The sequence below is a fragment of the Pantoea sp. K16 genome, assembly GCF_048452805.1.
In the GTDB taxonomy this organism is placed as follows: Bacteria; Pseudomonadota; Gammaproteobacteria; order Enterobacterales; family Enterobacteriaceae; genus Pantoea; species Pantoea agglomerans.
The window spans coordinates 17,263-40,387 of sequence record NZ_JBLWNV010000023.1; the positions used below are offsets into that span (position 1 = coordinate 17,263).

General features: G+C 55.5%; 20 protein-coding genes. 6 read left to right on the forward strand and 14 right to left on the reverse strand.

The annotated features are described in order from the left end of the window. The first annotated feature begins 44 nt into the window (after positions 1–44). The 5 genes from surA to apaH are packed head-to-tail and all read left to right on the forward strand — an operon-like array spanning position 45 to position 4,428. Entirely contained in the window at positions 45–1,340 is a 1,296-nt protein-coding gene (gene surA / locus ACK13D_RS21470) for a peptidylprolyl isomerase SurA (RefSeq protein ID WP_010253800.1), read from the forward strand. Further along, complete coding sequence (gene pdxA, locus ACK13D_RS21475; RefSeq protein ID WP_418797022.1) at positions 1,330–2,322, forward strand: 4-hydroxythreonine-4-phosphate dehydrogenase PdxA; 993 nt, start codon at positions 1,330–1,332, stop codon at positions 2,320–2,322. Before surA ends, pdxA begins: the two co-directional genes overlap by 11 nt. Further along, positions 2,315–3,136 (forward strand): 16S rRNA (adenine(1518)-N(6)/adenine(1519)-N(6))-dimethyltransferase RsmA, encoded by an 822-nt coding sequence (rsmA, locus tag ACK13D_RS21480; RefSeq protein ID WP_003854805.1) that lies wholly within the window; start codon positions 2,315–2,317, stop codon positions 3,134–3,136. The genes pdxA and rsmA overlap by 8 nt, the downstream gene beginning before the upstream one ends. Before the next feature lie 3 nt (positions 3,137–3,139). Further along, entirely contained in the window at positions 3,140–3,517 is a 378-nt protein-coding gene (gene apaG, locus ACK13D_RS21485) for a Co2+/Mg2+ efflux protein ApaG (RefSeq protein ID WP_003854807.1), read from the forward strand. Between the two features lie 53 nt (positions 3,518–3,570). Continuing rightward, positions 3,571–4,428 carry a bis(5'-nucleosyl)-tetraphosphatase (symmetrical) ApaH gene (apaH, locus tag ACK13D_RS21490; protein WP_033787393.1) on the forward strand — a complete coding sequence of 286 codons (858 nt, stop codon included), beginning with the start codon at positions 3,571–3,573 and terminating at the stop codon, positions 4,426–4,428. 33 nt (positions 4,429–4,461) lie between these two features. Here apaH and ACK13D_RS21495 read toward each other — a convergent pair whose 3' ends face one another. From ACK13D_RS21495 to ribF, 12 genes are all read right to left on the reverse strand, one after another. Continuing rightward, positions 4,462–6,345 (reverse strand): PhoX family protein, encoded by a 1,884-nt coding sequence (locus tag ACK13D_RS21495; protein ID WP_418797023.1) that lies wholly within the window; start codon positions 6,343–6,345, stop codon positions 4,462–4,464. Between the two features lie 90 nt (positions 6,346–6,435). Continuing rightward, positions 6,436–6,918: a type 3 dihydrofolate reductase gene (gene folA / locus ACK13D_RS21500; protein ID WP_418797024.1), complete on the reverse strand. Its 483-nt coding sequence runs from the start codon at positions 6,916–6,918 to the stop codon at positions 6,436–6,438. Between the two features lie 234 nt (positions 6,919–7,152). Continuing rightward, positions 7,153–8,292, reverse strand: coding sequence for a porin (locus ACK13D_RS21505; RefSeq protein ID WP_010253747.1), 1,140 nt, complete (start codon positions 8,290–8,292; stop codon positions 7,153–7,155). A 253-nt stretch (positions 8,293–8,545) separates the two neighbouring features. Beyond that, positions 8,546–11,773, reverse strand: coding sequence for a carbamoyl-phosphate synthase large subunit (gene carB / locus ACK13D_RS21510; protein ID WP_010253739.1), 3,228 nt, complete (start codon positions 11,771–11,773; stop codon positions 8,546–8,548). Between the two features lie 14 nt (positions 11,774–11,787). After that, the gene (gene carA / locus ACK13D_RS21515) at positions 11,788–12,936 is read right to left on the reverse strand and encodes a glutamine-hydrolyzing carbamoyl-phosphate synthase small subunit (protein WP_010253731.1); all 1,149 of its coding nucleotides are present in this window, start codon (positions 12,934–12,936) and stop codon (positions 11,788–11,790) included. Positions 12,937–12,998: 62 nt separating this feature from the next. Beyond that, positions 12,999–13,343: a hypothetical protein gene (locus ACK13D_RS21520; RefSeq protein ID WP_418797025.1), complete on the reverse strand. Its 345-nt coding sequence runs from the start codon at positions 13,341–13,343 to the stop codon at positions 12,999–13,001. A 61-nt stretch (positions 13,344–13,404) separates the two neighbouring features. Further along, on the reverse strand, positions 13,405–14,220 hold the full coding sequence (dapB, locus tag ACK13D_RS21525) for a 4-hydroxy-tetrahydrodipicolinate reductase (RefSeq protein WP_010253726.1): 816 nt from the start codon (positions 14,218–14,220) through the stop codon (positions 13,405–13,407). Between the two features lie 223 nt (positions 14,221–14,443). Next, positions 14,444–15,397: a 4-hydroxy-3-methylbut-2-enyl diphosphate reductase gene (ispH, locus tag ACK13D_RS21530; protein ID WP_010253724.1), complete on the reverse strand. Its 954-nt coding sequence runs from the start codon at positions 15,395–15,397 to the stop codon at positions 14,444–14,446. Continuing rightward, positions 15,378–15,848 (reverse strand): FKBP-type peptidyl-prolyl cis-trans isomerase, encoded by a 471-nt coding sequence (gene fkpB, locus ACK13D_RS21535; protein ID WP_010253720.1) that lies wholly within the window; start codon positions 15,846–15,848, stop codon positions 15,378–15,380. Before fkpB ends, ispH begins: the two co-directional genes overlap by 20 nt. A 3-nt stretch (positions 15,849–15,851) precedes the next feature. After that, complete coding sequence (gene lspA / locus ACK13D_RS21540) at positions 15,852–16,358, reverse strand: signal peptidase II (RefSeq protein ID WP_010253719.1); 507 nt, start codon at positions 16,356–16,358, stop codon at positions 15,852–15,854. Then, positions 16,358–19,174: an isoleucine--tRNA ligase gene (gene ileS / locus ACK13D_RS21545; RefSeq protein WP_010671810.1), complete on the reverse strand. Its 2,817-nt coding sequence runs from the start codon at positions 19,172–19,174 to the stop codon at positions 16,358–16,360. Before ileS ends, lspA begins: the two co-directional genes overlap by 1 nt. Before the next feature lie 29 nt (positions 19,175–19,203). Further along, entirely contained in the window at positions 19,204–20,133 is a 930-nt protein-coding gene (gene ribF, locus ACK13D_RS21550) for a bifunctional riboflavin kinase/FAD synthetase (RefSeq protein WP_010253714.1), read from the reverse strand. 306 nt (positions 20,134–20,439) lie between these two features. Here ribF and rpsT point away from each other — a divergent pair, with 306 nt between their 5' ends. Next, on the forward strand, positions 20,440–20,703 hold the full coding sequence (gene rpsT / locus ACK13D_RS21555; protein ID WP_008925553.1) for a 30S ribosomal protein S20: 264 nt from the start codon (positions 20,440–20,442) through the stop codon (positions 20,701–20,703). Positions 20,704–20,741: 38 nt separating this feature from the next. Here rpsT and nhaR read toward each other — a convergent pair whose 3' ends face one another. Then, positions 20,742–21,650 carry a transcriptional activator NhaR gene (gene nhaR, locus ACK13D_RS21560; protein ID WP_060679443.1) on the reverse strand — a complete coding sequence of 303 codons (909 nt, stop codon included), beginning with the start codon at positions 21,648–21,650 and terminating at the stop codon, positions 20,742–20,744. Positions 21,651–21,680: 30 nt separating this feature from the next. After that, on the reverse strand, positions 21,681–22,859 hold the full coding sequence (nhaA, locus tag ACK13D_RS21565; RefSeq protein WP_010253702.1) for a Na+/H+ antiporter NhaA: 1,179 nt from the start codon (positions 22,857–22,859) through the stop codon (positions 21,681–21,683). Positions 22,860–23,125: the final 266 nt, after the last annotated feature.

Below are 23,125 nucleotides of genomic sequence, written 5' to 3' on the forward strand. Positions count from 1 at the left end.
TTTGACAGGCAATCCCGCAGTGCGGAACCAACAATGGATAAAGTATGAAGAACTGGAGAATGCTGATTCTTGGTGTGGCAATCAGTGCCAACACCGCGTTCGCAGCACCACAAGTCGTTGATAAAGTTGCAGCCGTGGTCAATAACGGCGTGGTTCTTGAGAGTGACGTGGATGGCATGATGAGCACCGTTAAATCTCAGGCCCAGCAGGCTGGTCAGCAGTTGCCGGATGATAAAACGTTGCGCCATCAGATTCTGGAACGTCAGATCATGGACAACATCATCCTGCAGATGGGTGATAAAGCGGGAATTCAGATCAGCGACGAGCAGCTGGACCAGGCTATTCAGAACATCGCTGCGCAGAACAAGATGAGCCTTGATCAGCTGCGTAGCCGTCTGGCTTATGACGGCATGAACTACAGCGTGTATCGTTCTCAGATCCGCAAAGAGATGACTATCGCCGAAGTGCGCAACAACGAAGTGCGTCGTCGTGTCACGATTCTGCCGCAGGAAGTGGATACGCTTGCTACCCAGATCGGCTCTCAGAACAGCCAGGGTACTGAACTGAACGTCAGTCATATTCTGCTGCCGCTGCCGGAAAACCCGACGCAACAGCAGGTTGATGAGCAGGAAACGCTGGCGAAACAGCTGGTTGGCGAACTGAAAAATGGCGCTGACTTTGGCAAGATGGCCGTGACCTACTCTGCCGACTCCCAGGCGCTGAAAGGCGGCAACATGGGCTGGGGTAAAATCGAAGAGTTACCGACCCTGTTTGCTCAGGCACTCTCAAGCGCCAAAAAAGGCGATATCGTCGGGCCGGTGCGCTCTGGTGTGGGCTTCCACATCCTGAAAGTGAACGACCTGCGTGGCGAGAGCAAAAATGTCTCGGTCACCGAAGTCCATTCGCGTCACATTCTGCTGAAGCCATCGCCGATCCTGACAGACGATCAGGCACGCGCACAGCTGGAGCAGATTGCTAACGATATCCGCAGTGGCAAAACCACCTTTGCGGCGGCGGCTAAACAGTATTCTGACGATCCGGGTTCGGCGAACCAGGGCGGCGACCTCGGCTGGACCTCTCCGGAAGTCTTTGACCCGGCGTTCCGTGACGCGCTGCTGCGCCTGCAGAAAGGCCAGACCAGCCAGCCGGTTCACTCCTCTTTCGGCTGGCATCTGATTCAGTTGCTGGATACCCGTCAGGTGGATAAAACCGATGCGGCCCAGAAAGAGCGTGCTTACCGTATGCTGTTTAACCGTAAGTTCGCGGAAGAAGCGCAGACCTGGATGCAGGAACAACGTGCCAGTGCCTACGTGAAGATTCTGGATGGCAATGCGCAGTAATGCCCGTGTGGTGATCACGCCCGGCGAACCTGCCGGGATTGGTCCCGATCTTACCGTTCAGCTGGCCCAGCAGTCGTGGCCGGTTGAACTGGTGGTCTGCGCCTCGCCTGCCCTGTTGCAGCAGCGTGCGGCGCAACTCGGTCTGCCGCTGACCCTGCAGCCCTACCAGCCTGGTGTGGCAGCAGAGCCACAGCAGGCGGGTACACTGACTATCCTGCCAATTGAAACGGCAGCGCCGGTCACACCCGGCGAGCTTTGCGTCGCCAACAGCGACTATGTGCTGGCCACGCTGACGCGCGCCTGCGACGGTTGTCTCGACGGTGAATTCGCTGCCCTGATTACCGGCCCGGTGCATAAAGGCGTGATTAACGATGCCGGCATCGCCTTTACCGGCCATACCGAATTCTTCGCCGATCGCGCAGGCGGCCATCGGGTGGTCATGATGCTGGCGACAGAAGAGCTACGAGTCGCACTGGCCACCACCCATCTGCCGCTGAAAGATGTGCCCGCTGCGGTAACCCGTGAATGTCTGCATGAAGTGATTACGATTCTGCATCGTGATCTGCAGCAGAAGTTTGCGATTGCCGAGCCGCATATTTATGTCTGTGGTCTTAACCCTCATGCCGGCGAAAGCGGTCACATGGGTCGGGAAGAGATCGAGACCATCACGCCGGCACTCAATGAACTGCGTCAGCAGGGCATTAATCTGACCGGCCCGCTGCCTGCGGATACCCTTTTCCAGCCCAAATATCTGCAATACGCCGATGCGGTGCTGGCGATGTATCACGACCAGGGCCTGCCGGTACTCAAATTTCAGGGGTTTGGCCGGGCGGTAAATATCACCCTGGGCCTGCCCTTTATCCGGACTTCAGTTGACCACGGCACCGCGCTTGAACTCGCTGGCCTGGGTCAGGCTGAACCGGGCAGCTTCATCACGGCGCTTAACCTCGCCATCACTATGATCAAGAGCAGTAATGAATAATCGCGTCCATCAGGGGCACTACGCCCGTAAACGTTTCGGGCAGAACTTCCTGAACGATCAGTACATTATCGACAGCATTGTCTCCGCCATCCATCCTCAGCGCGACGAAGCGCTGGTGGAGATCGGCCCAGGCCTGGGTGCCTTAACCGAGCCGGTAGGCGAACGCCTCGATAAATTAACGGTGATAGAGCTGGACCGCGATCTCGCTGCGCGTCTGGAAACGCATCCGTTCCTTGGCCCGAAACTGACTATCTTCCAGCAGGATGCCATGACCTTCGACTTCGCCGCGCTGGCGCAGGAGAGAGGCCAGCCGCTGCGGGTATTCGGTAACCTGCCGTACAATATTTCGACCCCGCTGATGTTCCACCTTTTCAGCTATACTGGTTCGATCAAAGATATGCACTTCATGCTGCAGAAAGAGGTGGTTAATCGTCTGGTTGCCGGTCCGGGTAACAAGACTTATGGTCGCCTGACGGTGATGGCACAGTACTACTGCCAGATCATTCCGGTGCTGGAAGTGCCTCCGCACTCTTTCACGCCACCACCGAAAGTGGACTCTGCCGTGGTGCGTCTGGTGCCGTATGCCGAGCCGCCGTATCCGGTCAGCGATGTGCGTATCCTGAGCCGTATTACCACTGAAGCGTTCGGCCAGCGTCGTAAAACGCTGCGCAACAGCCTGAGCCACATGGTGGCCGCCGGTGCGCTGGAAGAGTTATCCATAGATCCAACCCTGCGTGCCGAGAACGTCTCGGTGGCGCAATATTGTCAGCTGGCGAACTGGCTGGCGAATCATCAGGGAAAATCGCAGGAGTAAGTCATGAGTGAAACGGCCCGCGTCTCCGTCCATGTGCAAAGCCAGTACGTCGCCTCACAATCCTCACCGGATGATGATCGCTACGTCTTCGCCTATACCATTACGATACGCAATCTGGGCCGTTCCTCAGTGCAACTGCTGGGACGCTACTGGTTGATTACCAACGGTAATGGCCGCGAAACGGAAGTTCAGGGTGAAGGTGTGGTCGGTGAACAGCCGCTTATCGCGCCAGGCAATGAATTTCAGTATACCAGCGGTGCCGTGATCGAAACCCCGATGGGCACCATGCAGGGGCACTATGTGATGGTCGACGAACAGGGCGACACCTTTCACGTAGAGATCCCGGTGTTCCGCCTCGCCATTCAGACCCACATTCATTGATTCACACGCTTTTTGCCCGTTAAGTCGGGCACCTTCCTGATGGATAAAACGTTATGAGCACATACCTGATTGGCGACGTTCACGGTTGCTACGATGAATTACGTGCATTGCTGCAACAGGTCGACTTCAATCCTGAGCAGGATACCCTGTGGCTGACCGGCGACTTAGTGGCGCGCGGTCCTGGCTCACTGGAAGTCTTACGCTACGTAAAATCGCTGGGCGATGCGGTGCGTCTGGTGCTGGGCAATCACGACTTGCATCTGCTGGCGGTCTACGCCGGCATCAGCCGTAACAAGCCTAAAGATCGCCTGACCCCGTTGCTGGAAGCGGATGATGCGGATGAGCTGATCAACTGGCTGCGTCGTCAGCCGCTGTTACAGGTTGATGAAGAGAAAAAGCTGGTGATGGGACACGCCGGTATCACGCCGCAGTGGGATATTGAGACCGCGAAAAAGTGCGCGCGTGAAGTTGAAGCGGTTCTCGCCAGCGACAGTTATCCGCTGTTCCTGGATGCCATGTATGGCGACATGCCGAACAACTGGAGTGAGGATCTGACCGGCCTGGCGCGTCTGCGCTTCAGCACCAACGCCCTCACCCGCATGCGCTACTGCTTCCCCAACGGCCAGCTGGACATGATCTGCAAAGATGCCCCGGAATCGGCGCTTCCGCCGCTGAAACCCTGGTTTAACATTGAGGGGCCGGTCGCACGTGACTACACCATCGTCTTTGGTCACTGGGCCTCGCTGGAAGGCAAAGGCACGCCAGAGGGCATTATCGGGCTGGATACCGGCTGCTGCTGGGGCGGAACGCTGACCCTGTTGCACTGGGAGACGCAGCGCTATGTGGTGCAGCCCTCTAATCGCGAAAAAGCCCTGGCCTCCAGCGAAAGTCTGGCACCGCCCACGCTATAACGGCGATGCTGGCCATCAGGCCAGCATCCTGTTTTATGCGCCGATAATGCCGCCATCTTCACGGGTGATCATAATCACCGACGACCGCGGACGCGGACTGTTGTCTGGGAAGTGCGAGTCACCCTCTTCGCCGGGATGCTGCACATTCACGAACAGCGTTTTGTAATCGGGCGTGAAGGTAATACCGGTCAGCTCGCACGATTTTGGACCGACCATAAACCGGCGGATCTCGCCACTATCAGGATCACCCACCAGCATCTGATTATTCCCCTGCCCCTGATAATCCTCTTTGTTGCTGTACTTGCCATCGGTCAGGATCCATAACCGCCCCTGCGCATCAAACCCCAGCCCATCCGGACTGTTAAAGGTATTCTCAGCGGTGATGTTCGGTGTGCCACGATAGATCCCCTCAGGATGCGCTATCGGGTTGCCACACAGCGCATAGATATCCCACTCAAACGTCTGCGCGGTTGCATCGCCCTTCTCATCCCAGCGGATAATCTGACCGTAGATATTTTTTGGCCGCGGATTCGCTGCATTGACCGGCATGCCTTCATTTCCGCGCTTGTTGTTGTTGGTCAGAGTGCAGTAGGCACGGCCGTCATGCGGGTTAACCGCAATCCACTCCGGCCGGTCCATTCGCGTTGCGTTGACCACATCTGCCGCGGCACGCGCATTGATCAAAACATCTGCCTGGCTATTGAATCCCTTTTCAGCGGTGAGTCCATTTTCGCCCCACGTCAGCGCCAGCCAGCGCCCGGTGCCTTTAAGCGGCGTGCCCTGCGCATCGCCGTTGAACTGCGCCACATAGAGCGTGCCCTTATCAAGCAGTCCGTGATTGGCTTTAGCATCATCCGGAGTGACCTTGTCATCTGAGACAAATTTATAGATATACTCGCCGCGCTCATCGTCGCCCATATAAACCACCAGCTGGCCGGTTTTCGCGACCGTCACGGCGGCATTCTCGTGCTTGAAGCGGCCCAGCGCGGTCCGCTTTACCGGCACGGAGTGAGGATCGAAAGGATCGATTTCGACAATCCAGCCGTGACGGTTGAATTCGTTGGGATTCTTAGCGATATCGAAGCGGGGATCAAAGTCGGCCCAGTTGCGCTCCGGCTCAGCGGCATTCAGGGTATAGCGCTTCTGCTGTGGGGTCGGCGTAAAGTCCGCCTGATGGGTGCCAAAGTAGGTGTCGTAGTTCTCTTCACAGGTTAGATAGGTGCCCCACGGCGTTTTGCCGTTGGCGCAGTTACCAAAGGTGCCCAGGACATGCATTCCCTGCGGATCGGCGGCAGTCTGCAGCGCTTTATCCCCCGCTGCCGGACCGGAGAAGCGCATCGGGGTATTGGCGGTAATGCGGCGGTTATAGTCAGAAGGACGTACCACCTGCCAGCGATTGTCCTCACCTCGTTTGACTTCAACGATGGAGATACCGTGCGCCGCCTGCGACTTTTTGACATCTTCCAGGCTGGTCGCTTTACTGCCGCCGTGGGCGAACAGCGTCGGCTCATTCACATATTCATTGTTAATCGCCATCACGCCGCGTTGGTCATTAATCGCGAAGAAGCTCATACCGTCGTTGTTGTCACCGAACTGCTTTTCCTGATCTTCGGCGCTGTTATTGCCCTGCGGATCAAACGCGGCTGCGCCATTCACCAGCGGATCACCCCAGGAGATCAACACGTCGGCGCGATAGCCGGGGGCCACCACAATCTCATCGGCCGTGGACGCGGCAATCGCCTGAAAGCCCAGCAGTAGACTGCCCGCAGGCTTCTCCTGCGCCAGTGCACTGCCCGAGAGCGTCAGGCCGCCGCTGAGAAAGCCGGTCAGGCCGATAGCACCGGAACCGGCAAGGAATTTACGACGCAGTGGATCAGGCAGGCGGTCAGTGCTTAATGCGGAGAGTTCGATTTTCATTAGTGATTGCTTCCTTTGTGTCGATCCCAGAAAAGAAGCAATGCTAATGAATAAAGATGACAGCCAGGTTACAGCCCGGCAGGGGTGGGATTAGCGACGACGGTCAAGGATCTCAAAGCAGTAGCTGTGGGAATTTTGCTCGTCAGCGTCGTGGAATTCGCTGAACGTTGACCGCCACTCATCCGGCTCGTAATCCGGGAACTGCGTATCACCTTCGACTTCCGCATCAATGTGCGTCAGATAGAGACGATCGGCACGCTTCAGCATCTGCTCATAGACGCGGCCACCGCCAATCACCATGATCTCTTCAGCGTCACCGGCTGCCTGTAACGCCTCATCCAGCGAAGTGACCCAGGTAACGCCTTCGGTGGTGCCCGGCTGGCTGCTGACCACGATATTCAGTCGGCCAGGTAACGGACGGCCAATAGATTCAAAGGTCAGTCGGCCCATAATCACCGGTTTCTTCAGCGTATGGCGCTTGAACCACGCCAGATCTGCAGGCAGGTCCCACGGCATGGCGTTCTCCATTCCAATAATGCGATCTGCTGCTAATGCCGCGATAAGACTAATCATGTTAACCACTCACTGAAAAAAATTGGCGCCATGATACGTAAAGGTGAAACTTTCGTCGATAGGGGGAAAGGTCTAATTGCGTAAAGCTTTTCATGACGTCGTTTTTCACGGCCTGTGCAGCGTTTTTCACCGCCTAATCGCGTCAGTTTGCCGCAGCTCGCCAGCGATCGGCCTCAGGCTGGCACAAAAGTCGTGCGCAAAAGAAAACGGCTCCCGGAGGAGCCGTCAGGGTTATCAGAAGTCGTAGCGCAGACGCACCAGATTCATATCACCCAGGTTATCGGTGCTGGAGGTAAACACATGTTCGTAATCGACACGGAAACCGTAGTCGAGGAACAGCACCACACCCAGACCGTTGTCGATGCGCTGATAATCACGGCCTGTCGCATACTCAATGCGATCGCCCATGACATACGGCTGTACCGCTTTCAGACCATACTGCCCCACCGGAATCTTGTAACCGGCGAAATATTCAATGCCCCATGCGTCGCCGGCAAAGTAGTCATGCACATCTTTGCGTTTGGTGGTCATGAAGTTCTCATACCAGCCACCGCCGGCTGACAACGTCCAGTTACCTGGAGTCCAGCTCAGCGCGGTGCCGTAAATGTTCTGATCGTAATCGCGGCTGTCGCCGTTGTTCGGGTTACGCATCGCCGCGCGGGTGTAGTTCCACGCCGTGCCCCAGCTCAGATCGTCCGTGATGTGGTAGTCCACACCCAGCGAGCCGCCGCCTTTGCGCTTATAGCGCAGGCCGTTGCCTGGCAGATACTCGTTATCTTCGAACAGATAAGAGGCGTAAAGATCCGCATCGCCGAAGCTGTTTTTATACTTCAGCTGTTTGCGTGAGCGGTAAGATCCGTCGTAGTCGCCGTTGATCCCGTTACCCGGAGCCTGGCCGACCATGTCGTAATCCCAGATATCGGTCTTGGCGCCCACGGTATCGTAATAGACGCTGTTCTGCTGACCGAAGGTAAGCTGGCCCCAGGTTTTGCTTTTCAGACCGGTGTAGAGCTGACGACGCGTGGTGTTATTGGCACCGTCCGCATAGTGACGATCCCAGCTGAAGACCGCCGGGACGTTAACGCCCAGCTCGTAGTAGCTGATCCAGCTGACGTCATCAAACAGGTAGTAGTCAGCGCCGAAACGGAAACGGGTGCCGCCATCAAAACCGTCGCGCTTGTAGGATTTATCATCCACGCCGGTCTGATGATTGAACTGAGCACGAATGCTGCCGCCAAAAGTAAAGTTAAGACGGCTAAGCGGATCGCCTGCCTGCGGATCCTGTTTTAACAGGGTAATTTCCGCCTGGCTGGCGAAAGGAAGAATTGCCATCAGTGCAGCCACTGCACTCAGAGAAAAAGTACGCATTTTCATTTTTTATTTATGTCCTGATACGCTCCAGTGATGAGCGGCAGGCATAGTACTGACGAAAAATCCGCACAGGAAGTGTTTATATTATAAATTTGTGCGAACCGGCCTTATTCGCACCTATAGCTAAAAAATTAAGCCAAATCAGTCACTTTAACGCAAACTCTTTGCTTTCTTTGGACCCTGTTTTCGGATTATCGCCAATAAGATGGTCAAAAAAAACGGCTCCCGCAGGAGCCGTTTTTCACATTACATCGACTTACATCGCCTTGATCTGGGCATGCATCTCCTGAACGGAGATAACCTGTTCCGTCGGGTCAGCATTCAGCGCCATCGCGGTGGCGAAGCCGCCGTTCAGCGTGGTGTCGTAGTGCACTTTATACTGCAGAGCACTGCGGCGAATCAGTTTCGAATCTTCAATCGCCTGACGACCCGCCGTGGTATTAACGATGTAGCTATACTCGCCGTTCTTCAGACGGTCCTGAATGTGCGGACGCCCTTCGTGCACCTTGTTCACCAGGCGCGGATTGATGCCCGCTTCGCCCAGCACAACCGCCGTGCCGTGAGTCGCATCCAGTTCGAAACCAAACTTCTGCAGCTTAGCGGCCAGGTCGACAATACGTTTCTTGTCGCCTTCACGCACCGACAGCAGCGCACGGCCCGACTTCTTCATGTTGCTCTGTGCGCCCAGCATCGCTTTAGAAAACGCCTCAGCGAAGGTGCGGCCCACGCCCATGACTTCACCGGTAGAGCGCATTTCTGGCCCCAGAATCGGGTCAACGCCCTGGAACTTGTTAAACGGCAGCACCACTTCTTTGACAGAGTAGTAAGGCGGAATCACCTCTTCAGTGACGCCCTGCTCTGCCAGCGTTTTGCCTGCCATCACGCGCGCGGCAACTTTCGCCAGCGGGACACCGGTCGCTTTAGAGACGAACGGCACGGTACGCGCCGCACGAGGGTTAACTTCGATCAGGTAGACTTCGTTGTCTTTCACCGCGAACTGGACGTTCATCAGGCCACGAACATTCAGCTCAAACGCCAGCTTCTCAACCTGCTGGCGCATCACATTCTGAATCTCCTGACTCAGGGTGTAGGCCGGCAGTGAACAGGCGGAGTCACCGGAGTGAACGCCAGCCTGCTCGATGTGTTCCATGATGCCGCCAATCAGCACCCGCTCACCGTCGCAAATCGCATCAACATCCACTTCGACCGCATCATCCAGGAAGCGATCCAGCAGCACCGGTGCATCGTTGGAAACCGAAACCGCCGTCTGGAAGTAGCGCTTGAGGTCGATCTCGTCGTAGACGATCTCCATGGCACGGCCACCCAGCACATAAGAAGGACGCACCACCAGCGGATAACCCAGGCCCGCGGCTTTCTCAACCGCCTGCTCCAGTGTGGCCACCGTGGCGTTGGCGGGTTGCTTCAGGTTCAGGCGATCAACCGCCTGCTGGAAACGTTCACGGTCTTCAGCACGGTCGATGGAATCCGGGCTGGTGCCGATAACCGGTACGCCTGCGGCTTCCAGTGCACGCGCCAGTTTCAGCGGAGTCTGACCGCCATACTGCACAATCACACCTTTTGGCTGCTCAATGCGCACAATCTCCAGCACATCTTCCAGCGTGACCGGCTCGAAGTAGAGGCGATCAGAGGTGTCGTAATCGGTCGAGACTGTTTCCGGGTTACAGTTGACCATAATGGTCTGGTAACCATCTTCACGCAGCGCCAGGGCGGCGTGAACGCAGCAATAGTCGAATTCGATACCCTGACCGATACGGTTTGGTCCACCGCCCAGAATCATGATTTTTTCGCGATCCGGACTTGGATTGGCTTCGCACTCCTCCTCATAGGTGGAGTACATATAGGCGGTGTCTGTCGCGAACTCTGCGGCGCAGGTATCCACGCGCTTATAAACCGGGTGCAGGTTAAACTGCTGACGCAGCTTGCGGATTTCGCTCTCTGCCACGCCCGCCAGTGTCGCCAGCCGTGCATCAGCAAAGCCTTTACGCTTCAGGGCGCGCAGGAACGTCTCATCCAGACTATTAACCCCTTCACGGGCAACCTGCTCTTCCAGCCGCACCAGCTCTTCGATCTGCACCAGGAACCAGCGGTCAATATTGGTCAGGTTGAACACGCCATCCACTGACATGCCGGCACGGAAGGCGTCCGCGATGTACCAGATGCGGTCTGAACCGGCATCTTTCAGCTCACGGCGGATGCGGGTTAATGCTTCCGGGTCGTCGAGGTGGACTTTCGGGTCGAAGCCGTTAGCGCCTACTTCCAGGCCGCGCAGCGCTTTCTGCATGGATTCCTGGAAAGTACGACCAATTGCCATCACTTCCCCGACCGACTTCATCTGCGTGGTCAGGCGATCGTTGGCACCGGCAAATTTTTCGAAGTTGAAACGCGGGATCTTGGTGACAACGTAGTCGATGGAAGGCTCGAACGAGGCTGGCGTTAAACCGCCGGTGATATCATTCATCAGCTCGTCGAGGGTATAGCCGACCGCCAGTTTGGCCGCCACTTTAGCAATCGGGAAACCGGTCGCTTTGGAGGCCAGCGCCGAGGAGCGTGACACGCGCGGGTTCATCTCAATGACAATCAGTCGGCCATCTTTCGGGTTAACCGAGAACTGCACGTTGGAGCCACCGGTTTCAACACCGATCTCACGCAGTACCGCCAGCGAGGCGTTACGCATGATCTGATACTCTTTGTCGGTCAGCGTCTGGGCAGGTGCCACCGTGATGGAGTCACCGGTGTGGATCCCCATCGCATCGAAGTTTTCAATTGAGCAGACGATGATGCAGTTGTCGTTTTTATCGCGCACCACTTCCATCTCATACTCTTTCCAGCCAATCAGCGACTCATCAATCAGCAGCTCATTGGTCGGTGAAAGGTCGAGACCGCGTTCGCAAATCTCTTCAAACTCTTCGCGGTTGTAGGCGATGCCGCCACCGGTTCCGCCCATAGTAAATGAGGGACGGATAATGCAGGGGAAACCGACATCTTCAGCCACGGCCAGCGCTTCTTCCATGGTGTGCGCAATGCCGGAGCGCGCGGTATCCAGACCGATGCTTTTCATCGCCACGTCGAAACGACGACGATCTTCTGCTTTGTCGATCGCATCAGCCGTTGCGCCGATCATGGTGACGCCAAACTCTTCCAGCACGCCATGACGTTCCAGCTCCAGCGCACAGTTCAGCGCTGTCTGACCGCCCATGGTCGGCAGTACCGCGTCCGGGCGCTCTTTTTCGATGATTTTGCGCACCACTTCCCAGTGAATCGGCTCAATGTAAGTCGCATCAGCCATTTCCGGGTCGGTCATGATCGTCGCCGGGTTGGAGTTCACCAGAATGACGCGGTAACCCTCTTCACGCAGCGCTTTACACGCCTGCGCACCGGAATAGTCAAATTCGCAGGCCTGGCCGATCACAATCGGACCGGCACCAAGAATCAGGATGGATTTTAGGTCTGTACGTTTTGGCATGAATTAGCTCCTGATTACTTCGCTTGCAGACGGAATGCGTCAATCAATTCAATAAAGTGGTCGAACAGCGGCGCAGCATCGCCTGGGCCCGGGCTGGCTTCCGGGTGTCCCTGGAAGCTGAATGCGGGCTTGTCGGTGCGGTGAATGCCCTGCACGGTTTTATCGAACAACGAAATGTGTGTAACACGCAGGTTAGCGGGAAGATTGTTCTCATCGACCGCAAAACCGTGGTTCTGCGCGGTGATCATCACGCGATTGTTATCGAGATCTTTCACCGGATGGTTGCCGCCGTGGTGGCCCAGCTTCATCTTCACGGTCTTAGCCCCGCTGGCCAGCGCCAGCAGCTGATGACCCAGACAGATTCCGAACACCGGGATCTCTGTTTTCAGGAAGGCCTGAATTGCGCTGATAGCGTAGTCGCACGGCTCCGGGTCGCCAGGACCGTTGGAGAGGAAGATGCCATCCGGATTAAGCTTCAGTACTTCTTCGGCAGGCGTCTGTGCCGGAACGACGGTCAGACGACAGCCGCGATCGACCAGCATCCGCAGAATGTTGCGCTTGGCACCGTAATCGTAAGCCACCACATGGTAAGGCAGTGATTCAGCGTCGGCCTGCTCTGGCAGCCCTCCCTCCAGCGTCCAGCTGCCCTGCTGCCAGCTGTAGGTCTCAGTGGTGCAGACCTCTTTCGCCAAATCCATCCCTTTCAGTCCCGGGAACGCCTGAGCTTTTTGCAGCGCCAGCGCGGCATCCGGATTATCGCCCGCAATGATGCAGCCGTTTTGTGCACCTTTCTCACGCAGCAAGCGCGTCAGCTTGCGGGTATCGATATCGGCAATCGCCACGATGTTGTTGCGCTGCAGGTAGGCGGATAAGCCCTCTTCACTACGGAAGTTGCTGGCAATCAGCGGCAGGTCACGGATAACCAGGCCCTGCGCATGAATCTGGCTGGATTCTTCGTCGGCGGCATTGGTTCCGACATTACCGATATGGGGATAAGTGAGAGTAACGATTTGGCGGGAATAGGAAGGATCAGTGAGGATTTCTTGATAACCGGTCATTGAGGTATTGAAAACGACTTCTCCCACTGCCGACCCTGTTGCCCCGATGGCCCGACCGTGGAATTGGGTTCCGTCTTCCAGAACCAAGAGCGCTGACTTAATCAAAACATCCTCCAGGGAATAAACAGTCACAATATCTGCATATTAATTCAAAATAGCCGCCTGAATCAATGCAAAAACCGCCTGAATTGTCGATTTTTGGCAAATTGCGCGCATTCTAATGATCGCCCTGGCCATTGTCTACCCTGCGGCGGGATTTTTTCACCCTTATCTGCCTTCTGAGGAAAATAACGGGCATAAGCAGCAAAAAGAGAGGAAAACTCGGCGGAATAATCGTTTGCCAGGCAGCGTAAAAGCAAAACAGAAGCAGCGCGGCCTTTATTTTTGACCAAATGGTCAAAAATAGCATCCGGCAGAGCAAATAAACGAAGAAAACAGGCAAAAACAGAATTCAGAGGTAAATTTATATCTGGAAGGCATATTTCAGATAAAATTAAGGGCAATGAAAACATTGCCCCTTTTCAATCAAGCGATTATCGATTGAAACAACCACATCACGATGGTTCACAACACTTACAACATCGACAAATCCAGCACATCCCGCATATCAAACAGGCCAGATTTCTTATCTTTCAACCATAAAGCGGACTTAACCGCGCCATTTGCAAAGGTCATACGGCTTGAAGCCTTGTGGGTTATCTCTACGCGCTCGCCGATATCTGCAAACATCGCAGTATGCTCACCGACGATGTCACCCGCGCGTACTGTCGCAAAACCGATGCTCTGCGGCTGGCGTTCGCCGGTGTGGCCCTCACGCGTATAGACCGCATGCTCATCCAGTTTCCACTGCATCGCATCGGCAATCGCCTCACCCATCGCCAGCGCGGTTCCGGAGGGCGCATCCACTTTATGGCGGTGGTGCGCTTCAACGATCTCAATATCCGCGTACTCTCCCATCACCTTGGCAGCCTTCTCCAGCAGCTTCAGCACCAGGTTAACCCCCACGCTGAAGTTAGCGGCGAACACAATGGGGATATCTTCCGCCGCGGCGCGAATGGCCGCTTTGCCTGCTTCATCAAAACCGGTGGTGCCGATCACCATCGCTTTGCCCTGCTCACGGCAGATCGCCATATACTCCAGCGTGCCTTCCGGGCGGGTGAAGTCGACCAGCACATCAAAATCGTTAATCACCGCGCGTAAATCGTCAGCGATGATGATGCCATTTTTTCCGATGCCCGCTAATTCACCAGCGTCGCTGCCGGTCAGCGATGAGCCCGGGCGAGCCAGTGCCGCACCCAGTTCAGCGCCTTCTGCCTGCTGCGTTGCCTGAATCAGATTACGGCCCATACGGCCCGGCGCGCCCACAATAGCAATGCGGATTGTGTTCATATTTATTCATTCCTAAAACAAAACTATGCATCCAAAGCGTCATCAGGTTAACGATGAGTTAACAGTCACGCCACTATTAATCCGTGATAATAAGAATTTTATGCCAGCCGCCCGTGATTATCAGTAAAAGCAATCACCGCAGCAAATAACGACTTTTTTTGTCAGATTCAAAAAACAAAAAAGGCCGAACAGAGTCGGCCTTTTTATCAGTAATATCGCAGAGTTACTGCACGTTACGCACTTCGACACGCAGCTCTTTGGGCACTTCGAAGACAATATTCTCTTCACGGCCAATCAGCTCAATTGCCGCTTCGCCGCCCAGTTCACGCAGCCGCTGGATCACCTGCTGCACCAGAATATCGGGCGCTGACGCGCCTGCGGTGACGCCGATGCAGGCCACGCCTTTTACCCACTCTTCCTGAATATCATCCGCAGAGTCGATCAGCTTCGCCAGCTTACCGGCACGCTGAGCCAGCTCAGCCAGACGGTTAGAGTTAGAGGAGTTCTTCGACCCCACCACCAGCACCACTTCCGCATCTTTAGCCAGAGTACGAACCGCTTCCTGACGGTTGGTGGTGGCGTAGCAGATATCATCTTTACGCGGCCCGATAATCGCCGGGAAGCGCTGGCGCAGAGCATCAATGATGTCAGAGGTGTCGTCCACAGAGAGCGTGGTCTGCGTCATGAAGCTCAGATTGTTTTCGTCTTTCACTGTCAGTCTGAAGACATCTTCCGGTGACTCCACCAGATACATGCCGCCATTAGGGTTGTTGTACTGCCCCATGGTGCCTTCGACTTCCGGATGACCTGCATGACCAATCAGTATTGCCTCAACGCCTTTACGGCTGGCGCGAGCCACTTCCATATGCACCTTAGTCACCAGCGGACAGGTGGCGTCAAACAGCATAGTCAGATTGCGCGCTTTGGCTTCGGCACGCACCGCCTGAGAAACGCCGTGCGCGGAGAAGATCAGAATCGCGTTATCCGGCACTTCACTGATCTCTTCAATGAAGATGGCACCGCGCTCACGCAGGCTGTTTACCACGTAACGGTTATGCACCACTTCGTGACGGACATAGATTGGCGCGCCATACATCTCCAGCGCGCGCTCAACAATACTGATGGCACGATCAACGCCAGCGCAGAAGCCGCGCGGATTAGCTAACAGGATTTGCATCGTTGGCCTCCAGTGCGGGATCGATTTCCAGCACCTCTACATCAAACTGAATACGACGACCTGCCAGCGGATGGTTGAAATCCACAGTGATAGAGTCACCGGAGATTTCACGGATCACGCCAGGCATTTCACTGCCGCCCATGCCGCTGAACAGCATGATGGCTCCCACTTCCGGCTCACCCGCATCGATAAAGTCCCGACGCGAGAAATACTGGATCAGGTCAGGGCTGACGCCGCCAAAGGCGTCGTCCGGTTCCAGGGTAAACTGTTTAGTTTCACCCGCTTTCAGCCCCAGCAGTGCCTGCTCAAGTGCCGCAGAGAGGCTGCCATCACCGAGACGGAACAGCGCGGGCTTGCCGTTTGCACGGGTCGATTCCGCCGTCGAGCCATCTTCCAGCTTCAGCGTAAAATGCACCAACACCGCGCTTTCGCGCTGTACGGACTCAGTCATCACTTACCCTTTCTGTTTAGCCTGTTTGCCGTTCGGGCTGAAAAAGCCCTCCAGCACCACCAATGCAGCACCGATACAGATGCCGCAGTCAGCGATATTAAATGTAGCGAAGTGCCAGTTACCGACATAGAAATCGATAAAATCGACCACAAAGCCATGGTATGAGCGATCAAACAGATTGCCTATCGCGCCGCCGATGATCAGGGCATACGCGATGTTAGCGATCTTCTGACTGGCATGATTACGATACATCATCACGACCAGTGAGATCACGATAGCCAGCGCAATACCGGCAAAGAACCAGCGCTGCCAGCCGCCTTTGTCCGCCAGGAAACTGAACGCCGCGCCGTAGTTGTGCGCGTAGAACAGGTTCAGGTAGGGCATCAGTGGCTGGGTTTCATGCAGCATCATGTTGTTCATCACCCACTGCTTGCTGGCGAAGTCGACAACAATCACCACCAGCACCAGCCACAGCCAGCGCAATCCGGTTGATAAAATAGGTTTACGCATCAGGCAAATTCACGCTGTTCGCCGTCACCGGCTACGTTAGTGTAACAACGACCACAGACCTCAGCATGCTCAGGATTCTGTCCGACGTCGGTAGTGTAATGCCAGCAGCGCTGACATTTCTCGCCTTCCGCCTTGTGCAGCGCGATTTTCAGACCTTTCAGCAGCTCACTCTGCTGCGCTTCGTCGTTCGCCAGGGCGTAATCAGCCACCTGTGCGCCAGAGGTCAGCAGCACAAAGCGCAGCTCATTACCCAGCGCCTGCAGTTTAGCCGCCAGCTCCGGATCGGCATAGAGCGTAACCGTTGCTTCCAGTGCGCCACCGATACGTTTATCCGCACGCGCCTGCTCGATCACCTTGTTCACTTCGCCACGCACTTTCAGCAGCTCAGCCCAGTAGGCGTCATTCAGCGCTTCATCTTCAGCCAGGCCAAACAGCCCCTGATACCACTCTTCGGTGAAGACATACTGCGCACGTTCGCCCGGCAGGTAGCCCCAGATCTCATCCGCCGTAAAGGACATGATCGGTGCCATCCAGCGTACCAGCGCTTCGACGATATGCCACAGTGCGGTCTGGCAGCTGCGACGCGCAAGGCCATCGCCTTTCGCGGTGTACTGACGATCCTTGATGATGTCGAGATAGAAGCTGCCCATCTCAATTGAGCAGAACTGCATCAGACGCTGGATCACTTCGTGGAAATCGTAGTTCTCGTAAGAGGCAACGATATCGGCCTGTGCCGCCTGAGCGCGACCAACGGCCCAGCGATCCACCACCACCATCTCTTCCGGTTTCACCAGATCGGTCGCCGGGTTAAAGCCGCTGAGGTTAGCCAGCAGGAAACGCGCGGTGTTACGGATGCGGCGATAGGCATCGGCAGAACGTTTAAGGATCTCATCGGAGACCGCCATTTCGCCCGAGTAATCGGTTGATGCCACCCACAGGCGCAGAATATCGGCGCCCAGTTTGTTCATCACATCCTGCGGCGCAACCGTGTTACCGATCGATTTCGACATCTTGCGGCCCTGACCATCCACGGTGAAACCGTGCGTCAGTACCTGACGATAAGGCGCTTTGCCCTTCATCGCCGTGGAGATCATCAGCGAGGACATAAACCAGCCGCGATGCTGATCGGACCCTTCCAGATAAAGGTCAGGCGCATGTCCGCCAAATTCCGGACGCGCATCAACCACGGAATAGCTGGTTGAACCGGAGTCAAACCAGACATCCAGCGTATCCGGCACTTTTACGTAATGATCGGCATCGTCGCCCATCAGTTCGCGCGGATCGAGATCCCACCAGGCCTGAATCCCCTCCTGCTCAACGCGTTGCGCCACTTTTTCCATCAGCGCCAGCGTGTCCGGGTGCAGCTCTTCGCTCTCTTTATGAACGAACAGCGCCATCGGTACGCCCCAGGTACGCTGACGAGAGATACACCAGTCAGGACGGTTCGCCACCATCGATTCGATACGCGCCTGGCCCCAGTCCGGGATCCACTGCACGCCTTTGATCTCCTTCAGCGACTGCGCACGTAATCCTTTCTGATCCATGCTGATGAACCATTGCGGCGTGGCGCGGAAGATGATCGGCGTTTTATGGCGCCAGCAGTGCGGGTAGCTGTGCAGCAGTTTCTCAACGTGCAGCAGCGCGCCCTTCTCTTTCAGCAGCTCAACGATCATGTCGTTGGCTTTAAAGACATTGACCCCATCCAGCGTCGGATAGGTGCCTGGCAGATAGCGGCCATCCGGTCCGACCGGATTGGCGGTTTCGATGCCATATTTCTGACCGATAACATAGTCATCCGGACCGTGGCCAGGTGCCGTGTGGACTGCACCGGTACCCGCTTCCAGGGTGACGTGATCGCCCAGCACCACCAGCGACTCAAGCGCCAGGAACGGATGCTGGAATTTCTGCAGCTCCAGCGCCGCGCCTTTGCATTCGCCCAGTACCTGCCATTCGCTGACACCGGCGCGCTTCATGACGCTCTCGACCAGATCTTTTGCCAGGATCAGCGCGCGACCGTCGATCTGCAGCAACTGATACTCAAATTCCGCGTTTAACGAGATGGCGCGGTTAGCCGGCAGCGTCCACGGTGTCGTCGTCCAGATCACCAGTGAAATCGGACCATTAACCTGTGCCACACCAAACGCCTGACGCACCGCGTCGGCATCAATGGCGTTGAACATCACATCAATCGACGGTGACGTTTTGTCGTAATACTCCACTTCCGCTTCTGCTAAGGCAGAACGGCAATCCAGACACCAGTGCACGGGCTTCGCGCCTTTGTGCAGGTGGCCGTTGCCGATGATTTTACTCAGCGCACGAATGATGTTGGCTTCGGTACCGAAATCCATGGTCAGGTAAGGGCGATCCCAGTCGCCCAGCACACCCAGACGGATAAAGTCCGCCTTCTGGCCTTCAACCTGTTCCGCGGCGTATTTGCGGCACGCTTCGCGGAATTCAGCAGCGGTGACTTTCTCGCCTGGCTTGCCGATCATCTGCTCAACTTTGTGTTCGATTGGCAGACCGTGACAGTCCCAGCCCGGCACATACGGCGAGTCATAACCCGCCATGCCTTTCGACTTAACGATAATGTCTTTCAGAATCTTGTTAACGGAGTGACCAATATGAATGCTGCCGTTCGCATACGGAGGGCCATCATGCAGGATAAAGGTTTTTTTCCCTTTTTTGGCTTCGCGGATGATGCCGTACAGGTTGTCGGCATACCAGCGTTGCAACATTCCCGGTTCGCGTTTGGCCAGATCGCCACGCATCGGGAATCCCGTTTCCGGCAAATTCAGGGTAGATTTATAGTCACTCATCAGATTCTCGATTCCGTTTTTCGCTCAGGTTAAAGCAGCCCAAAGAACTGCCGGGCCGTTACCACATCGTTCGCAATTTGTTCTTTCAACGCCTCCAGTGAGGCAAAGCGCTGCTCGTTTCGTATTTTCTGTTTCAGCACCACATCAATGTGACGACCATAGAGATCCATATTGATGTCGAGCAGGTGAACTTCAAGCTGCTGGCGTAAACCTTTTACAGTCGGACGGGTGCCGATATTGGCGACACCTGGCAGTGGCTCGGGCGTCAGACCCCGTACCTCCACCGCATAAACCCCTTTCACCGGCGAGACGCTGCGGCGTAAAGGGAGGTTCGCCGTGGGGAAACCCAGCGTGCGTCCCAGTGCATCACCGTGCACAACGCGGCCGGAAATAGTGAAAGGGTGACCAAGCAGCGACTGCGCCAGCGCTAAATCATCCACGGCCAGCGCCTGACGCACGGCAGTACTGCTGATTCGCTTACCGCCATCACAGAAGGTTTCGGTGCTTACGACCTCAAAGCCGTACTCCGCACCGGCTTTCTGTAATAACAGGAAATCACCCTGGCGACCAGCGCCGAAGCGGAAATCATCGCCTACCGCAAGGTACTTTACGTCCAGCTTTTCGACTAACAGGTCACTGATAAAACGCTGGGCGGACAAGGCCGCAAAGCGACGGTCGAACCGCACGCACAACACTTTATCGACGCCGGCTTCCGCCATATATCGCAGTTTTTCACGCAGACGCGTCAGACGAGCCGGCGCTTTGTCACCGGCAAACAGCTCCAGCGGCTGTGGCTCAAAAACCATGACCACCACCGGCAGATTGCGCTTACGTCCCTCTTCACACAGCCGCGACATCAGCGCCTGATGCCCACGGTGCACGCCATCGAAATTACCAATGGTCAGAACGCAGCCGCGATGCTGCTCGTTAAGATTATGAATACCGCGGATAAACTTCATGGCTGGCCCAAACCGGTGGAAATCGGCGGATTATACCCTTGAAAGCGACTCAGGTTAACCCGTCAGCACGCCTTTCATGCTTTAGGCGCTGCATTTCCTGTTGCAGAAGCGCATGTTAAGAATTTTGTCGCGAAATACTGTATTCAGCGAGGGGAAGCTGGTAGAATCCTGCGCCATCAAATACGTAACCGAGTGCCGCTCTCAGGGCGACGCTTATTTGCACAAATCCATTGACAAAATCAGGTTAGAAGGGCATAGTCCTCGGCCTTTGATTTGTCTCTATAGAACACATTTGGGAGTTGTACCTTGGCTAATATCAAATCAGCTAAGAAACGCGCCGTAACATCTGAGAAACGCCGTAAGCATAACGCTAGCCGCCGCTCTATGATGCGTACCTTCGTTAAGAAAGTATACGCGGCGATCGCTTCAGGCGACAAAGCTGCTGCGCAGAACGCATTCAATGAAATGCAACCACTCGTGGACCGTCAGGCTGCTAAAGGTCTGATCCACAAGAACAAAGCTGCACGTTATAAGTCTAACCTGACTGCACAGATCAACAAACTGGCTTAATCGCCTGTTGTTAATCGCTTTGTTAAAAAAGCCGGCGCTTACGCCGGTTTTTTTTCGTCTGTCCCCTGGCGGGGAAAGAGTTCGCTGAAGTCTGCGTGACAGAGTCGCTGCACCGCCGGATGCTGAATCATCCGCTCCGCGAAGAGTATGTGATACTCCTCTGATACCGCGTCGAGCCGCCCGACTTCATATATCCCCTCACGTTGACCCATCTCCAGCAAAGGCGCGACAAAAATCGCATTCTGTCGCGCACCAAACGCCGTCATCAGTGCCGCATCATCAAACTCACCGAGAATCTCCACCTGCACTCCCTGGGTGCTGATCCAGTTGAGGATTTTGCGCCCCAGCATGGAGCGGCGCCCCGGAATCAGCAGGGGACGCGTCTCCAGGCAGGCCGGAAAAGAGAGATCGCTGAGCGGCTGGGTTGACCAGAAGCTGATCGGGCATTCCCCCAGCTTCACCGAAAACAGCCCTTCCTGTTGGGTGGGGTCGATGGAGCAGTCAGAGATAATCATATCCAGCTTATGCTGACTGAGCTGCTCCAGCAGCATTTCGTGGGTCGATTCAAAACAGCGCAGATGAATTTTCTCCTCTGCGACCACCGCCGTCTCCAGCACCTTGCTGACCAGCTGCTTTGAGAGCGCATCTGCCACGCCAACATCCAGCAGCAGATGGGACTCTTTGCGGTAATTCACAATATCCAGCATCTCCTGACTCAGCATAAACATGCGGTCAGCATAGCGAAAAACCAGCTGCCCCAGCTCCGTCGGTACCAGGCCCCGTCCCTGACGCCGGAACAGCTTGCCCTGCAGGCGCTCCTCCAGTGCCTTAATTTGCCCGGTAATGGTCTGTGGCGTCAGGGAGAGTGCCTCTGCTGCGCCAGCTATCGATCCCGCACGGCAGGCGTGCCAGAAGTAGTAGAGATGATTGAAATTGAGCTGATTCATAGAAAAAAGGAGGCTTACGCTTCCTCTCCATTAGCGCAGTTTAATTCGCAGCAGCGTATAGCCGATGACGGCTGAAAGCAGAGAGCCGGTCAGAATGCCCAGTTTAGAAAAGGTCACCAGCTGTTCATGCGCGGCATCAAAGGCCAGCGAACTGATAAAAATTGACATAGTGAAGCCAATTCCGCACAGCACACCAATCGCCATAATATCGCGTATGGTTGTGCCGTTGGGTAATACTGCCAGCCGCAGTTTTACCGCCAGCCAGCAGAAGAGCGTAATGCCTAATGGCTTACCGATTAACAGGCCGAAGATGATGCCTGACGGTTCAGGCGAGAGGACATCACTCAGCGTAATGCCAGCAAGTGAGATACCGGCATTAGCAAAGGCAAACAGCGGCAGAATCATCCAGTTCACCCACGGCATCAGACCATGCGCCAGATGTTCCGCTGGAGAGTGCCCCTCTTTCTTCTCCAGAGGCACGAAGAAGCCCACAATGACGCCAGCCAGGGTTGCGTGGACGCCCGACTTCAGCACGGCGGTCCAGAGTACGATACCCACCAGTATGTAGACTGAGATTCTACGGACGTTAAAGCGGTTCAGGAGTGCCAGCACGACAATTGCGCCTGCAGCCACGCACAGGGAGAGCACTGAGAGGTCACTGGTATAGAACAGAGCGATAATCACAATGGCACCCAGGTCATCAATAATCGCCAGTGCCATCAGAAAGACTTTCAGCGCAACGGGAACACGGCTGCCCAGAAGGGCCAGCACACCCAGCGCAAAAGCGATATCGGTTGCGGTGGGAATGGCCCAGCCGTTACGTGCAATCTCATCACCATGGTTGAAAAGCAGGAAGATCAGGGCGGGTAACGCCATGCCGCCTATTGCCGCGATGACCGGGAAGATCGCCTTGTCACGGCTGGCAAGTTCGCCGACCATCAACTCACGCTTTACTTCCAGGCCAATAACCAGAAAGAAAAGTGCCATCAGCGCATCGTTGATCCACAACAGCAAGTTTTTGCTGATATCCAGCGCTCCGAAGCGGATTTGTACCGGTTCATTCAGCAACGCCTGGTAACCCTGGGCGGTAGCGGCAGTATTGGCGAGGATCATCGCCGCGACCGCCGCCACGATCAACATCACGCCATTGCTGGCATCACTTTCAATAAAACTTTTTAGCAGATTTTTTAATTTGCGCGGCTTGTTCAACGTTCATCTTCCTGAGCAGAGACAGAATGTTAAACAGTGTAACGATTCATATAGTTCGTTAAAAGCAGCTTATACCGCGCTATATGCTCGGTTTCGCCGAGCAGTAATAGCAGTAAACGTCGACATTTTTATGAGTGCTGCGGTGAGGGAGAGATAATGCAGCCATCACAGGCAGGGGATTTAAAGTAAAAAAAAGCGGAGCCGGGGCTCCAATGCTGGTCAGTTAAGATTAGATTTGTAAAGGCTGTCACGGTCAAACGTGGCAG

Coding starts and splice junctions, on each gene's coding strand:
- folA (WP_418797024.1), bottom strand. CDS start 6,918: ATGATTAGTCTTATCGCGGCATTAGCAGCAGATCGCATTATTGGAATG.
- apaH (WP_033787393.1), top strand. CDS start 3,571: ATGAGCACATACCTGATTGGCGACGTTCACGGTTGCTACGATGAATTA.
- nhaR (WP_060679443.1), bottom strand. CDS start 21,650: ATGAATCAGCTCAATTTCAATCATCTCTACTACTTCTGGCACGCCTGC.
- fkpB (WP_010253720.1), bottom strand. CDS start 15,848: ATGACTGAGTCCGTACAGCGCGAAAGCGCGGTGTTGGTGCATTTTACG.
- ACK13D_RS21495 (WP_418797023.1), bottom strand. CDS start 6,345: ATGAAAATCGAACTCTCCGCATTAAGCACTGACCGCCTGCCTGATCCA.
- ileS (WP_010671810.1), bottom strand. CDS start 19,174: ATGAGTGACTATAAATCTACCCTGAATTTGCCGGAAACGGGATTCCCG.
- ACK13D_RS21520 (WP_418797025.1), bottom strand. CDS start 13,343: ATGTTTTCATTGCCCTTAATTTTATCTGAAATATGCCTTCCAGATATA.
- ribF (WP_010253714.1), bottom strand. CDS start 20,133: ATGAAGTTTATCCGCGGTATTCATAATCTTAACGAGCAGCATCGCGGC.
- pdxA (WP_418797022.1), top strand. CDS start 1,330: ATGCGCAGTAATGCCCGTGTGGTGATCACGCCCGGCGAACCTGCCGGG.
- ACK13D_RS21505 (WP_010253747.1), bottom strand. CDS start 8,292: ATGAAAATGCGTACTTTTTCTCTGAGTGCAGTGGCTGCACTGATGGCA.
- apaG (WP_003854807.1), top strand. CDS start 3,140: ATGAGTGAAACGGCCCGCGTCTCCGTCCATGTGCAAAGCCAGTACGTC.
- ispH (WP_010253724.1), bottom strand. CDS start 15,397: ATGCAAATCCTGTTAGCTAATCCGCGCGGCTTCTGCGCTGGCGTTGAT.
- carB (WP_010253739.1), bottom strand. CDS start 11,773: ATGCCAAAACGTACAGACCTAAAATCCATCCTGATTCTTGGTGCCGGT.
- lspA (WP_010253719.1), bottom strand. CDS start 16,358: ATGCGTAAACCTATTTTATCAACCGGATTGCGCTGGCTGTGGCTGGTG.
- dapB (WP_010253726.1), bottom strand. CDS start 14,220: ATGAACACAATCCGCATTGCTATTGTGGGCGCGCCGGGCCGTATGGGC.
- rsmA (WP_003854805.1), top strand. CDS start 2,315: ATGAATAATCGCGTCCATCAGGGGCACTACGCCCGTAAACGTTTCGGG.
- surA (WP_010253800.1), top strand. CDS start 45: ATGAAGAACTGGAGAATGCTGATTCTTGGTGTGGCAATCAGTGCCAAC.